At 61.5% G+C, this 14077-nt stretch carries 12 protein-coding genes; 9 read left to right on the top strand and 3 right to left on the bottom strand.

Annotation, left to right across the window (positions count from 1 at the left end; translation table 11 throughout):
* Positions 1-22: 22 nt before the first annotated feature.
* Complete coding sequence (locus tag I6E51_RS11340) at positions 23-1063, top strand: LLM class flavin-dependent oxidoreductase (RefSeq protein WP_197110377.1); 1041 nt, start codon at positions 23-25, stop codon at positions 1061-1063.
* On the opposite strand, the gene I6E51_RS11335 is transcribed toward I6E51_RS11340, so the two are convergent.
* The gene (locus tag I6E51_RS11335) at positions 1060-1938 is read right to left on the bottom strand and encodes a DUF4349 domain-containing protein (RefSeq protein WP_197110376.1); all 879 of its coding nucleotides are present in this window, start codon (positions 1936-1938) and stop codon (positions 1060-1062) included. The genes I6E51_RS11340 and I6E51_RS11335 overlap by 4 nt on opposite strands.
* Positions 1939-2251: 313 nt before the next feature.
* Between I6E51_RS11335 and I6E51_RS11330 the strand changes: the two genes are divergently transcribed.
* From I6E51_RS11330 to I6E51_RS11320, 3 genes are all read left to right on the top strand, one after another.
* Positions 2252-2464 (top strand): hypothetical protein, encoded by a 213-nt coding sequence (locus I6E51_RS11330; protein WP_197107727.1) that lies wholly within the window; start codon positions 2252-2254, stop codon positions 2462-2464.
* 50 nt (positions 2465-2514) lie between these two features.
* On the top strand, positions 2515-3342 hold the full coding sequence (locus I6E51_RS11325; RefSeq protein WP_197110375.1) for an alpha/beta fold hydrolase: 828 nt from the start codon (positions 2515-2517) through the stop codon (positions 3340-3342).
* Positions 3343-3441: 99 nt separating this feature from the next.
* A complete protein-coding gene (locus tag I6E51_RS11320) occupies positions 3442-4689 on the top strand; it encodes an FAD-dependent oxidoreductase (RefSeq protein ID WP_197110374.1) in 1248 nt (415 codons plus the stop codon).
* 50 nt (positions 4690-4739) lie between these two features.
* Here I6E51_RS11320 and I6E51_RS11315 read toward each other — a convergent pair whose 3' ends face one another.
* A complete protein-coding gene (locus tag I6E51_RS11315) occupies positions 4740-5447 on the bottom strand; it encodes a M50 family metallopeptidase (protein ID WP_197107717.1) in 708 nt (235 codons plus the stop codon).
* Positions 5448-5601: 154 nt separating this feature from the next.
* On the opposite strand from I6E51_RS11315, the gene I6E51_RS11310 reads away from it, so the two are divergent.
* From I6E51_RS11310 to I6E51_RS11295, 4 genes are read left to right on the top strand one after another with little or no spacing between them, the layout of a single operon-like run.
* Positions 5602-6246, top strand: a complete 645-nt coding sequence (locus I6E51_RS11310; protein ID WP_197110373.1) for a DUF4956 domain-containing protein — start codon at positions 5602-5604, stop codon at positions 6244-6246.
* Entirely contained in the window at positions 6243-7124 is an 882-nt protein-coding gene (locus tag I6E51_RS11305; RefSeq protein ID WP_197110372.1) for a VTC domain-containing protein, read from the top strand. Before I6E51_RS11310 ends, I6E51_RS11305 begins: the two co-directional genes overlap by 4 nt.
* Positions 7125-7145: 21 nt before the next feature.
* The gene (locus I6E51_RS11300; RefSeq protein WP_197110371.1) at positions 7146-9017 is read left to right on the top strand and encodes a carbohydrate-binding domain-containing protein; all 1872 of its coding nucleotides are present in this window, start codon (positions 7146-7148) and stop codon (positions 9015-9017) included.
* 18 nt (positions 9018-9035) lie between these two features.
* Positions 9036-10034, top strand: coding sequence for an aldo/keto reductase (locus I6E51_RS11295; RefSeq protein WP_197110370.1), 999 nt, complete (start codon positions 9036-9038; stop codon positions 10032-10034).
* 90 nt (positions 10035-10124) lie between these two features.
* On the opposite strand, the gene I6E51_RS11290 is transcribed toward I6E51_RS11295, so the two are convergent.
* Positions 10125-11333, bottom strand: a complete 1209-nt coding sequence (locus I6E51_RS11290) for an MFS transporter (RefSeq protein ID WP_197107709.1) — start codon at positions 11331-11333, stop codon at positions 10125-10127.
* Between the two features lie 226 nt (positions 11334-11559).
* Here I6E51_RS11290 and I6E51_RS11285 point away from each other — a divergent pair, with 226 nt between their 5' ends.
* On the top strand, positions 11560-14001 hold the full coding sequence (locus tag I6E51_RS11285) for a ribonucleoside-diphosphate reductase subunit alpha (RefSeq protein WP_197110369.1): 2442 nt from the start codon (positions 11560-11562) through the stop codon (positions 13999-14001).
* The last annotated feature ends 76 nt before the right edge of the window (positions 14002-14077 follow it).

The raw sequence follows: 14077 nt of genomic DNA, 5'->3' as shown, positions 1-14077 counted from the left end.
GCGTCTCAGCGAAAGGGAGCTCGTGAATCAGCAGGTTCAGTTTGGACTCGGCACATTTGGCGACGTCACGGTAGATGAAGACGGTGCGCCGCTCAGCCAAGCGCAGGTCATCCGCAACGTTGTCGCTGAGGGAGTGCTGGCCGACAAGCTCGGCATTGATCACTTCGGGGTGGGCGAGCACCACCGCGATGATTTCGCGATCACTGCTCCCGAAACCGTGCTCGGCGCGCTCGCTGCCGCAACCACGAACATCCAGCTGGGCTCGGCCGTTACGGTCTTGAGCTCTGATGACCCCGTGCGCGTCTACGAACGCTTTGCCACCGTGGATGCGCTGTCGAACGGCCGCGCGGAGATCATCCTCGGTCGCGGCTCTTTCACGGAGTCGTTCCCGCTCTTCGGCTACAACCTCGCCGACTACGAAACGCTCTTCTCCGAGAAGCTCGACCTGTTCTCCGAGCTCATCAAGGAAGAGCCGGTCACGTGGTCAGGCACTCTTCGCGCCGGTCTGAAAAACCAAGAGGTCTTCCCGCGCACCGAATCTGGCTCGCTCAAGACCTGGATCGGTGTCGGCGGAAGCCCCGAATCTGTCGTGCGCGCCGCCCGCTACGGGATGCCGTTGGTGCTGGCCATCATCGGTGGCCAGCCCGAGCGTTTTGCTCCCTATGCGCAGCTGTTCCACAACGCGCTGGCCGAGTTAGGGCAACCCGACCTGCCGATCGCCGTTCACTCGCCCGGCTACATCACCGACTCCGACGACAAGGTCGTTGAGGAGCTGTGGCCGCACTACAAGACCATGCGTGACCGCATCGGTCGCGACCGCGGCTGGCCCGAATCGAGCGTTGATGAGTTCATCGGCGAAGTGAAGCACGGCTCCATGTACGCCGGATCGCCGGAGACCGTGGCGCAGAAGATAGCGAACACTATCTCTGCCCTCGGCATCCAGCGATTCGACATGAAGTACAGCGCAGGAACCCTGCCTCACGAACGCATGATGCGCAGTATTGAGTTGTACGCCACCGAGGTCATTCCTCGGGTGCGGGAGTTGCTGGCGGAGAAGGCCTAGTCGGCCTTCACCTTCTCGGCAGGCTCCTCGCCGGACTCCGGGTCGGTGGGGAGGGTTGTGGCAGTCACCGAGCTGACGCGTCGGTTTCGTAGGGCAAATCGCACGATCATCACAACGATTGCGGCGACGATGGCGAGGAAGATGATCCACGGGAGCAGTACACCGACGAGCACCAGCAGCCCGGAGAAGAAGGTGACGAGAGCGGCCCAGCCTGCACTGAGTCCGTCGAAGAAGTTGCCGGGCTCGACGCTGGGCGCCTCGGCCTCAGAGACCAAACTGAGAGTCAGCGTGGACATCGCGACCTGATCGTCGAAGTAGCGTTGTTGTGACTTCAGGCTCTCCAGCTCGCCCTGACGGCTCGAGATCGCGGTCTCCAACTGGATGAGCGTATCGGTGTCGTCTGCCGTGGTGAGCAGTGCAAGCAAACGGTCGACGGATGCCTCAAGCGCGGTGATGCGAGCCTCGAGGTCACGCGACTGCATCGTGACGTCGACCGCGTTGGTCGATACCTCCTGCAGTTCGCCTAAGCCCGTGAACTTGTCGAGAGTGGCAGTGAGATCGGATGCCGGAATGCGCAGCGTAAGCGTCGAGCTTCCGCCGGTGTGCTCCGACGGGGCGTATTCGTTGCGGGCGTCAACGCGACCGCCGACGGATTCGGTGATGCGAATCGCCTCGGCGGTGGCATCTGCGGGGGTTTCTACGATGACGGACATGTAGCCGGTCGTGATGACCTCGCGGCTGATGTCCGATTCGCTTACTAGCGCGCCGTCGGCGGCGGGTGCGCCTTGGTCCAGAACGGCCGAGTCGCCGGAGCTGCCGGCCTCCACCTGATCCACAAGGAACTCTTGGGATTCACTCGTGGATGTGTCGCTCATCCCTGCCGAACATCCCGACAGGGTTAAAGCGGAAAGTGCCAATGCTGTGGTGATGAATAGTGTGCGCCTCATGGTTTCCATGGTGGGCTGAACAATGGCGAAAAACTACCCAACGTTTGTCACGATTCGAGCGTCACCCCCGGATTGTTATCGCGCGCAGAGTGAGCGAGGCCGGAGCGTGACCTTGACGTTATCTGGGAGCACTCTTGGTGTTCGATGAAAAATATGAACGTGCTCTCACCGCGTCGGTATCGTGAAATAGTGCCTCGACAGGGGGCGCGAAAGACGCGGATTACCAACACAAGGAGCAATCATGGGTCTCATTGATAACGCAAAGGACGCCGGCGAAGCCACTGCCAAGAAGGTAGGTGAATTCGTCGATGACACCAAGGAACGTGTGAGCGATGCCGCCGATCAGGTCGAGGCTGACGCCGAAGTGTCGAAGGCCGAAGCCGACCTCGAACGTGCGAAAGCCGAGAGCGAAGCCACGAAAGCGAAGAACGAATACAAAGAAGACCTTCGCTAATAAGTGCTCTGGTCCCGCATCCGACCTTCTAAGGCTGGGATACTAGGGCCATGAACTTATGGGGCGCACTTCGACGCAGGATACTGCCGTCACGAGCACCCCTCCTGAACATCGCCGCGGATGAGGGTGATGGTCCCGTGATCATCTTCCTTCACGGAATCGCCTCATCAGCGGCGACGTTCGCGCACGTCATCCCGCAGCTGTCGGATCACTACCGCTGCATCTCGTTCGATCTGTTGGGTTTCGGAGAATCACCCAGCCCCGCAGACTCGAACTACACGATCGAAGATCACGTCGATTCCATCCGGTCGACGGTGCACTCCCTCAAGTTGGATGCCCCATTCATTCTCGTCGGGCACTCTCTTGGAAGTCTTCTCGCGGCCCGCTACGCCGCAGCCCACCCGAGCAAGGTGAGCAGGCTGGTGCTCGTGAGCCCGCCCATCTATGTTCCGCCGAACCAGATCGGCGACCCGCTCATTCGGGCGCGAGTCGGGGCCTACATGCGGGCCTACGAATTCTTGCGGACGAACAAAGAGTTCACCATGAACACCGTCGACACTCTTCGCCGACTTTTTCAGCTCGATGACATTCTCGATGTCTCTGAGCACAATTGGCGGGCATTCGGGCTGAGCCTGCAGAACTGTATCGAGACACAAACCACCGTGAGCGACATCGCCGCAGTGCGCGTCCCCATCGACGTTGTCTACGGCTCGCTCGACCAATTCATTGCGCCAGGCACCATGCGCATCATCGAACAGATGAGGCACGTCACCATGCACCGGGTCGAGGCGAACGATCACCTCGTGCGCAAACGACTCGCGAAGCGGTTGGTCGCCGTTCTCGACGCGGGCCATGAGCTTGCAGAGAAGCAGCAATAGCGCGCACTAGTGCAAGAGCGAACCAGCGCAGCTCAGCAGCGCAGTCGCGAGTCGCTGTGAAGCGGGGGAGTACCGTGGAGGCCAACGGAGGGAACTCTCATGGCTCGACAACTCGATGCCACTGTCTGTATTGCGGGCGGAGGTCCGGCGGGAATTGTGGCCGGGCTCATCCTTGCCCGCGCTGGCATTGAAGTTGTGGTGTTGGAGAAGCACGCTGACTTTCTGCGCGATTTTCGCGGCGATACGGTGCACCCGTCCACACTGAATCTGCTCGACCAGTTGGGGCTCGGCACCTCTGCGAAAGCTATCGAGCACAGCGAACTATCGAGTCTGGATGCGGTCATTGATGGCATCCGAGTGCAGGCGGTTGATTTCACAACCCTGCCTACGCCGCACCGTTATGTCACGCTCATGCCGCAGTGGGATCTGTTGACGTTGCTCGTTGAGGAAGCGCGCACACAGCCTTCGTTCCGGCTGGTGCTTGAGGCGACCGCGCAGTCGGAAATTCAGGAAAACGGCCGAGTGGTCGGTGTTGAGGCGAGCACGCCTGATGGCCCTGTGCGCGTGAATGCCGCGCTCACGATTGCGGCTGACGGGCGCGATTCTGCCGTGCGAGACTCGCTCGGTTTGGTGCCCGTTGATTACGGCGTTCCCATTGATGTGTTGTGGTTTCGGGTGCCGCGGCCGACACAACCCATGCGGGATACCTTGGCGAACATCCGGAATGGTTCTGCTCTCGTGACGATTCCGCGGCCGGACTATTTTCAGTGCGGGCTCCTCATCCGCAAGGGCGCTTTTCCTGAGTTTCAGACGGCCGGCATCGAAGCCTTCCGTCACAAGATCGCGAGTATCGCCCCGCGTCTGGCTGACGTCACGGCCGAGATTGGCAGCTTCGATGATGTGAAGCTGTTGTCGGTGCAGATCAACCGCTTGCGCGAATGGTCCGTTCCTGGCGCGCTGTGTATCGGGGACGCCGCCCATGCCATGTCGCCCGCTTTCGGCGTGGGCATCAACTACGCGATTCAGGATGCGGTTGCTCTCGCAAACATCCTGGTTCCCACACTGCGGAGCAAGGGAACGGATGCCGCAGCGATCGATGCGGCGTGTGCTGCCCTGCAGCGTCGCCGTGCGCTTCCAACGGCGCTCATGCAGCGCATGCAACGGGTAGCGCATCGGCTCATCAATCGCGCGACAAGTGGAATCGTTCTGCACAACCCACCGCGCTTGCGCGAACGTTTTGTGATCGCGGTGGTTCTCCCGCGCCTTCGTCCTCTTTTGGCGAGGCTTGTGGGCTACGGGTTCCGCCCGGAACGCATCGCACGCGGAATTCTGCGGCCGCGCACCTAGCAGCGATCAGCGCAGCTCCGGCCGTTCTGGCCTGGACAGGCGAGACCGCGCTAGTACGTTTCGAGCACCATGGTGACGGCCCAGACCACGCTGGCACCGATCAGCGCAGCAAACACGAGCAGCCAGAAGACCGACGGTACGCCTGTCCGTTTGAAGAGCAGGTAGGCGTCTGAGGTGTTCAGTTGGTCACGGCGACGAGTGTGTACGCCGATCACAGTGGCGAGGCCGCGCACGCTTCCCACGAGAAGCGCAATCGCGATAATCAGCAATACGTAGCTTTGCTGTTCGGGCGTTGCCCACACCCAGAGGGCGGCGCTCGCGGCGGCGGAGACGGCGACAACGAGGAAGCCAAAGAGGTTGCGGATCACGAGCAGGGTGAGCACGAGGATGATCCCGCCGACGAACAATGCCATAGCGGTGTAACCCTGCGTGACGCACCAGAGTTGCACGGCTCCGACGATTGCGGGAGCCGGGTAGCCAAGCGATCCGCTGATGACGGAGCCGAGTTTGCCGCGCCCACTGCTGACGGCTTCGCCCGAGTGATTCATGCGGATTTTCATGCCGTGAACGAAGCGACCCGTCAGGATCGCGCCAACGGCGTGCCCGAGTTCGTGCACGAGGGTCGTGAAGAGTCCAAACCATTTCCAAATCGGCTGCGGGATGCTCAGCACGGCTGCGGCGGCCACGATCACGATCAGCAGGGTCGGCGAAATGTCGACGGGCGTTGTGCGGGCGAGAGAGTCGAGGAGGGCATCCATCCTCGAATTCTCTCACCTGCGGCGTTCATTCTGAGCCAGCTTCAGACTCCCACGCCGCGCGAAGTCTGTTCATAGAAAGTACATAGGGTTCTCGGGCTCAATGAGTATCAGCGTGAAAGCACGATCACCGTCCGCACCAACCTGGAGGCCCGCAATGAGCCAACTCACCATGATCGCCCTTGACCTTGTCGCCATCGGCCTTCTCACCTTCGCTCTGTACTTTGCCCGCCACCGCCGCCGCGACCTGCTCGTGGCTTACCTCATCGTGAACGTGGGTGTCATGGCCGTCACGGTCATGCTCGCCGATAGTGCGGTGGGTGTTGGTCTCGGTCTTGGCCTCTTCGGCGTGCTTTCCATCATCCGTCTGCGCTCTTCTGAGATCGCGCAACACGAGGTGGCTTACTACTTCGCGGCTCTGGCTCTCGGTCTCATTGCCGGGCTCGGCGCGGCTGACCTCTCGAGTACCACTACCAGCACGGCCCTCGCTAGCTTTGTGGCTCCCGCTCTCATGGCGATGATTCTGCTGGTCATGACCTTCGGAGATAGCCCGCGACTGTTCCGCGCTTACCGTCAGCAGACGGTGACTCTGGATGCCGCAATCGCCGACGAGTCCATCCTGCGTCTGCGCCTCGAGAACCTGCTTGGCGCTCAGGTGCACTCCCTCACGATCACCAAGCTTGACCTTGTCAACGACACCACCGTCGTGGATGTGCGCTACCGGATCAGCGGCGGCGCCCACACCTCGACTGCCACCACCCCGACCACCGCGTCAGAGCTCCTGGAAGGAGCACACCGATGACTACCCCCAACACCGAACGCTTCGCCACGATCTCGCTTGAGGAGTTGGCCGAACGGGCCTCTCTCCTGACGCGCGTTGACCGCAAGTATCTGGTGCCGGCTTCCGATCTGGTCGCACTGCTCGGTGAGCTTGAAGACCAGGCCAGGGTGCTGGAGATCAACAGTCAGCAGCACTTCGACTACGAATCGGTCTACTTCGATACTCCGGATGCCGCCAGCTACTTGCTGGCGGCCCACCCGCGTCGTCGCCGCTTCAAGGCTCGCACTCGCAGCTACATGGACACCGGCGACTGCTACCTCGAGGTCAAGACCAAGGGCTCGCGGGGAACCACCGCCAAGCAGCGTTTGCCGTATAGCTTCGACGAGCGCGATCACCTCACGGAGGCCGGCCGTGGTTACATCGACGAACTGCTGCACGACGCTTCGGTCGAGGGAATCGATACGGAGACAATGGAGCCGGTGCTCACCACCCGCTACACCCGCACCACCCTGTTCTTGCCTGCCAGTGGCAGCCGCTGCACGATCGACAGTTCACTCGCCTGGCAGCGCACTGCCGCCGACGAGCACGGCCCCGACGGCACCGACGGCCCCGACAGCTCCGAGCACGACAGCTCCGAGTTCGACGATGCCGAGTTCGGCACTACTGAACTGTCGTTCGCCGACACGGTAATTGTGGAGACGAAGTCGTCAGGTCAGGCCAGCGAGGTTGACCGCATCCTGTGGCGAATGGGGCACCGCCCCGACCGCATTTCCAAGTTTGCGACGGGGCTCGCTGCGTTGCGGCCTGAACTCCCCAACAACCGGTGGGCACGCGTATTGCGCCGCCACTTCACTCCGGCCCTTGAAGCCCAAGACCCGGCCTCGGTTCTCGCCGCCTAACCGCCCCACCCTAAGGATGCCGTGAGAAAGTCGAAGCTCTTTGCCGTCAGTCTCTCCACGATTGTGCTCACAGTGGTGTCGGCCGGATGCTCAACTACGGCCCTCGGCGACAGCGCGTCTGAGGCGGCCGCGGTAGGGGCGCTGGGTATTGACGCGACGCAGAATGCCGAGCAGATCATGGCGGCGAACGACACCGAGCCCACGGCATCCACCGACTTTGACTACACCGTTGCGCAGGCAGTATCGATCGCTCTGCAGGGGTCGACGGCAATCGCCAGTGGTGCCGGTGCGGTTATTGAGGGCAGCACGATCACGATCACCACGGCGGGTACCTATGTGCTCGGTGGCACCCTCGATGATGGCCAGGTCATTGTCGATACCGCCGACGATGGCATTGTGCGTCTCGTGCTCGATGGTGCGGATATCTCCAGCTCGACCACGGCCGCGATCCATTTCGCGGCGGCGGATGAGGCACAGATTGCTCTGGCGAGTGGCAGCGCCAATTCGCTCAGTGACACGAGCGCTTATGCCGAGGATTCCGAGGCGGGGGCAGCGCTCGATAGCAGTACCGATCTCCTCATTTGGGGTGACGGCTCGCTCGCGGTAACCGGCAACGCGAACGATGCGATCGCGAGCTCCGATGGGCTCACAATCGACTCGGGAAGCATCGCTGTCGACGCCGTTGATGACGGCATCCGTGGCAAGGATTACCTCGTGATTCAGGGCGGCGACGTCACGGTCACGGCGGGCGGCGACGGACTCAAAGCTGACAACGAAGACGAAGAAACTCGCGGTTTCATTGCGATCACGGCAGGCATTGTGGTTGTGGATGCCGCGGGCGACGGCGTGCAGGCAGAAACCGATCTGGTCGTCACGGGCGGCTCACTCGCAGTGGTGGCCGGTGGCGGGGCCGCTGTTCTCGGCGATGCTGATGTGTCGTCGAAGGGGCTGAAGTCAGGCGACTTCACCGTGCTCGAGGGCGCTAGCGTTACCGTCGATTCTTCGGATGACGCGGTGCACTCCGATGGCGCCATTCACCTCGCCTCGGGCGACGTCACGCTCGCAACCGGTGATGACGGTTTCCACGCCGAGGGCACCGCTTACATCAGCGACGGAACCCTGCTCATCACTCAGAGTGCCGAGGGCATCGAAGGTCAGGCCGTCACGATTTCGGGCGGCTTCATCGATGTCACCGCGAGCGACGATGGCATCAACGTGTCGTCATCGGACGGTCCTGACGGCGACGAAGCTGGTGGGTCAGCGACGGGAACAGAGGACGCCGCCGAAAGCACTAACACTTTGCTGATCACCGGTGGGGAGATTCTGATCGATTCTGGCAGCGACGGTATTGACGTGAACGGTGTGGCCAGCATTGAGGGCGGAACGATCGTTGTCACCGGCACCACCGACAGTCGCAATGGCGCGCTCGATACCGACAGCACCTTCACCATTTCGGGCGGAACACTTCTTGCAGCAGGCAGCTCGGCAATGGCAGAAGCGCCGGACGCTGAATCCGAACAGGCCACTGTCTCGTTCACGTTCGATGCCGACCTCCCCGCGGACACCGTGGTGACTCTCGTCGATAGCGCCGGCAATGCGGTAGCGGCCTTCACCACCCTGAAAACAACCCAGTCGATTGTCTTTAGCTCTGACGTGATCGTGGCCGGTGCAAGCTACGACGCCTATACCGGCGGCGCCGTGGGCGACACCATTCTTGGCGGCTTTGCACACGCGGGCGACGACTCAGCGGCCACCCTCGTCTCGACGGCTATCGGCGGCGAAGACCCTGTCGGCAGTGTTTCGGGAGAGCGGGCAGGCGCCAGATCAGGAACCGGTGCCACCGACCGCCCCGAGCGCCAAGCACCCACTGATGGCGTGCCAACCGACCGCTAGAGGGCGTAGCGTTATCCCATGGATATTCGCACTCTCGGCCGCACCGGCCGCTCTGTTTCCGCAATCGGTCTTGGCACCTGGCAGCTCGGTGCGGACTGGGGTGACGTGAGCGAGGCGGATGCTCGCAGCGTGCTCGACACCGCAGCGGATGGCGGAGTCACCTTCTTCGACACCGCCGATGTCTATGGTGATGGTCGCAGCGAAAAGTTCATTGGTAGCTACCTCGCTGACCGCCCTGAGCTCGACTTTACGGTCGCCACCAAGATGGGCCGTCGCGAAGCCCAAGACCCGAGCAACTTCACACTCCCCAAGTTCCGCGAATGGACCGACCGCTCGCGCCGCAATCTCGGCGTCGACACCCTCAATCTCGTGCAACTGCACTGCCCGCCCACCGCGGTCTTCAGCATGGATGCTGTCTTTGACGACCTCGACACCCTCGTTGCCGACGGTGCGATTGCGGCCTATGGCGTGAGTGTTGAGACCGCGGATGAGGCGCTCGCCGCGATCGCGCGACCTAACGTCGCGAGCGTGCAAATTATCCTCAACGCGTTCCGTCTCAAGCCGTTGGATGAGGTACTCCCGGCCGCGCTCGATGCCGGTGTCGGAATCATCGCCCGTGTTCCGCTGGCCTCGGGGCTGCTCAGCGGCAAGTACCGCGTCGACACGACCTTCGCGGAGAACGATCACCGCACCTACAACCGCAACGGTGAAGCGTTTGATGTGGGCGAGACCTTCTCCGGCGTCGATTTCGAGACCGGAGTTGCTGCAGCGGGGGAGTTTGCGGCGCTGCTCGCTGCCGAGCCCGCTGTTGCTGACTTCTCGACCCCGCAGGTTGCTCTGGCGTGGGTGGCCCAGCAGCCCGGCGTCAGTTCAGTGATTCCGGGAGCACGCAACGTTGCTCAGGCTCAGTCCAATGCTGGTGCTGGCGAAGTGCCGGAGCTGAGCGAGGGTTTCATGGCCGGGGTGCGCGACATTTACGACCGCCACTTCCGTGCGGCCGTGCATCCGCGCTGGTAGCACGAGAAGGAGCCCGAGCATCCGCACCCACGATCATGCTCAGACGTGTAGCCGGGTGTTCTCGCCGGGAGTGACTGCCTGACGCGGTTGCTATTGGCGCAGTGTGCTGATCGGTTCGGTGTCGGGGATGGGGCTCGCGTCTTTGCCGCGCAGGTCGGGGTGCCAACCGCGGAGTAGTGCGGGGACGAGTGCTCCCAGTGCGGCGATGACGGTTGCCGCCCAGAACCCGCCGATGGGTCCGTGAAGGTCGATCAGGAATCCGGCGATTGCTGAGCCGAGCGCTGCGCCAATGAGCTGACCAGTGCCGACCCAGCCGTAGGCTTCGGCGGTATCGCTGAACTTTACGCTGGCGGAAACGATGGCGAAAATGACGGCGAATGCTGGCGCGATGCCGACCCCAGCGATGAGCAGCATGGCGGCGAGCCACCAGAAGTCGAGGTAGATCATCGCCAAGGCCATTCCGACGAAAACGATGAACATGCGACGGGCGAGTGCCCATGGTCCGATGGGCAAATGGCCCAAGAACAGGCCGCCAAGGAGTGAACCAATCGCCCAGATGCCGAGCACGAAGCCTGCTTGAGGGCCGTCATGGCCGAACACTGAAACGACGGATGCTTCGACTGCTGATGCCGCGCCGACCAGCAGGAACCCGGTGATCGTTGCCAGCAGGACGGGGCGGCGCCGAAGTACGGTGCCGAATGAACGTTTGCTGCGCGGGATGCGCACCTGACCGACTTCGGGACTGGCAATGAACCAGGCTCCGCCGCCGATGAGAAACGCGCCAGCAACCACAATGGCCGTGGTGGTCGAGATCTGGATCGCGAGGAAAGTAGCAACTACAGGGCCGGCAACCCAGATGATTTCTTGCGCGGAGGCATCGAGAGAGAACAGTGGGGTGAGCTGTTTCGAGTTCACCATTTTGGGGTAGATCGTGCGCACAGCAGGTTGCACGGGCGGGTTGCTGAGTCCAGCGATGAGACCCACGACCATGAACATGCCGACGCTGAGCGGAGCGAGTGCGATGGTGAAGATTGCGGTCGCTGAAATGATGAGGGTGAGGATGAGCACTTTGCGCATTCCCCAAATGCCCATCCAGCGGCTCGTGAGAGGCCCGGCCACGCCTTGCCCGATACTCGTTGCGGCGAGCACGAGGCCGGCAGCACCGTAGGAATTGTGGATCTGCTCGACGTGAAGAAGGATCGCCAACGAAAGCATGCCGCCGGGCAGTCGCGCGGTGAGCTGGGCGGCAATGATTCTGGCGATGCCCGGAGTTTTCAACAGGTCGATGTATGCGTTCACAAGGACTCCAGCTTAGCTGGCCAAATGGCCCGGATTTCAGCGGGTTTTCGGGTGTCAGTGGTTATCCCTAGGCTGTGGAAAACTCCGCGAAGTTATCCACACCTGTGGAGGACACGCCCACTACATCTAGGGTTGGCGACAGGTGGCACCCACGATATATAGTGGTGAGACCGCTTGGCCGGGGGTCGCGGTTTTCGAGGTTTTATGGGGATTTTAGGGAGTTTTCGTGGCAATTACAGTCGTCAAGCGCAACGGTCAGCGAGAGCCGTATGACGCCAACAAGATCAACCTCGCAATTGAAGATGCCGCCACTGGTCTCGACGACAACATCACGTGGGTAACCCAGATCGCTTCCGAGCTCGAACTGACGCTGTTTGACGGCATCACGACGCAGCAGCTCGACGAAGCTGTTATCCAAGTAGCGCTCCAGAACGTTAAAGACGACCCGGCGTTCGACACCGTTGCAGCCCGTCTTCTCCTCAAGACCATCTACAAGCGCGTTCTCGGTGACTACACCGACGCTGCTGACCTCAAGCGCCTGCACAAAGAGCACTTCGGCCCCAACGTCATCCGTGGCGTTGAAGAGGGATTGCTCGACCCGCGCCTCACGACCATGTTCGACTTGGATGCTCTCGCCGAGCACCTTGAGCCCGCTCACGACGAGCTGCTCAAGTACATCGGTGTTGTCACCCTCAACAACCGCTACGGCATCAAGGGTCGCAACGGCGACGCTCTTGAGGTTCCGCAGTACTTCTGGATGCGCATCGCGATGGGCCTCTCGCTCAACGAAGCGAACCCGAACGAGGCTGCCCTCAAGTTCTACGAAAAGATGTCGAGCCTCGAATACTTGGCTGCCGGCTCCACTCTCGTGAACGCGGGAACGATCTACCCGCAGCTCGCCAACTGCTTCGTCATGGAAATGCAAGACGACATGGAGCACATCGCCAAGACGACGCGCGATGTCATGTGGCTCACCAAGGGCACCGGCGGAATTGGCCTCTCGGTCACCAAGCTTCGCGCCCAGGGTTCGCCCATCCGCTCCAACAACACCACCTCAACCGGTCCCATCCCGTTCATGCACACGATCGACTCGATCCTGCGTGCGGTCAGCCGCGGTGGCAAGAAGTTCGGCGCCCTCTGCTTCTACATGGAGAACTGGCACATGGACTTCCCGGAGTTCCTCGAACTCCGCAGCAACTCCGGTGACCCCTACCGTCGCACCCGCACCGCCAACACGGCCGTGTGGATCAGCGACGAGTTCATGAAGCGCGTTCAGAACGACGACTCCTGGTACCTCTTCGACCCGCTCGAGGTAACTGACCTCAACGAGCTGTACGGCCAGGCATTCTCCACGCGCTACAACGAATATGTTGCGATGGCGGATGCCGGCGAAATGCACATGTTCAAGAAGATCGGTGCTCGCGAGCAGTTCAAGTCGATCCTCATCTCTTTGCAGACGTCGAGCCACCCGTGGTTGACCTTCAAAGACACGATCAACAACCGTGCGCTCAACAACAACACGGGCACGATCCACCTCTCCAACCTCTGCACCGAGATCACGCTCCCGCAGGATGAAGACAACGTCTCCGTCTGCAACCTTGCGTCGATCAACCTCTCGCGTCACCTCCTCCCCGAGGGCGGAGTGGACTTCGTGAAGATCGCCGAGAGCGCTCGACTGGCTGTGCGCCAGCTCGACAACCTCATCGACATCACTCGCTCCAGCGTGAAAGAAGCAGACTTCTCGAACGAGCAGAACCGTGCGGTTGGTCTCGGCGTGATGGGCTTCACCGACATCATCGAGAAGCTCGGCTACAGCTACGAGAGCGAAGAGGCCTACGACCTCATCGACGAAATCATGGAGCACGTTTCTTACGCTGCGATCGACGCCAGCACCGAGCTCGCTAAGGAGCGTGGCTCGTACACGAACTTCGAAGGCAGCCGCTGGTCGGAGGGCCTCGTGCCGCTCGACTCCATCGCGCTCACGGAAGAAGACCGTGGCATGGAGATCAAGGTCAACCGCAAGACACGCCTCGACTGGGATGCCATGCGCGAGAAGGTCAAGGGCGGAATGCGTAACGCAACGCTCATGGCGATCGCACCCACCGCATCCATTGGTCTCGTTGCGGGCACCACGCCCGGCCTCGACCCGCAGTTCTCGCAGATCTTCAGCCGCTCAACCTCGAACGGCAAGTTCCTCGAAGTGAACCGCAACCTTGTTGCGACTCTTCAGGAGCACGGACTGTGGGAAAAGAACCGCGAAGCCATCCTGCGCAGCCAGGGTGACATCCAGAACGTTGCCGGCATCCCCGACGACATCAAGGCCGTATTCAAGACGAGCTTCCAGCTCTCGCCGTATGCGTTCCTTGAGGTTGCCGCTCGTGCCCAGAAGTGGATTGACCAGGCGATCAGCCGCAACATGTACCTCGAGACGCGTGACCTCGGAGACATGATGGACATCTACTTCGACGCCTGGTCGCGCGGCGTCAAGACCACCTATTACCTCCACATGAAGCCCCGCCACCAGGCAGAGCAGTCGACCGTCAAGGTCAACAAGTCCGAGGAGATCTCGTCGACTAAGGCTGCCGCGTCTGAGACCGGAGCAGCAGCAGCATCATCAACCCCCGCACGCCGAGGCTTCGGCGGGTTCGCAAAGAAGGCAGAAGCATAATGAACCGCGAAAACACCACAGACGACTACTTCGTTCCCGTCGATCCCATGGACGACCTGCAGTGCGATAGCTGCCA

Origin of the sequence: Salinibacterium sp. NSLL17 (assembly GCF_015864935.1) — a bacterium.
Taxonomy (GTDB): domain Bacteria; phylum Actinomycetota; class Actinomycetes; order Actinomycetales; family Microbacteriaceae; genus Rhodoglobus.
This window is presented reverse-complemented; position numbering and strand designations above follow the sequence as displayed.

Excerpts from the sequence above, each read along its gene's own strand:
- I6E51_RS11330 (WP_197107727.1), top strand. The coding sequence starts at position 2,252 with ATGGGTCTCATTGATAACGCAAAGGACGCCGGCGAAGCCACTGCCAAG.
- I6E51_RS11325 (WP_197110375.1), top strand. The coding sequence starts at position 2,515 with ATGAACTTATGGGGCGCACTTCGACGCAGGATACTGCCGTCACGAGCA.
- I6E51_RS11335 (WP_197110376.1), bottom strand. The coding sequence starts at position 1,938 with ATGAGCGACACATCCACGAGTGAATCCCAAGAGTTCCTTGTGGATCAG.
- I6E51_RS11315 (WP_197107717.1), bottom strand. The coding sequence starts at position 5,447 with ATGGATGCCCTCCTCGACTCTCTCGCCCGCACAACGCCCGTCGACATT.
- I6E51_RS11310 (WP_197110373.1), top strand. The coding sequence starts at position 5,602 with ATGAGCCAACTCACCATGATCGCCCTTGACCTTGTCGCCATCGGCCTT.
- I6E51_RS11305 (WP_197110372.1), top strand. The coding sequence starts at position 6,243 with ATGACTACCCCCAACACCGAACGCTTCGCCACGATCTCGCTTGAGGAG.
- I6E51_RS11320 (WP_197110374.1), top strand. The coding sequence starts at position 3,442 with ATGGCTCGACAACTCGATGCCACTGTCTGTATTGCGGGCGGAGGTCCG.
- I6E51_RS11295 (WP_197110370.1), top strand. The coding sequence starts at position 9,036 with ATGGATATTCGCACTCTCGGCCGCACCGGCCGCTCTGTTTCCGCAATC.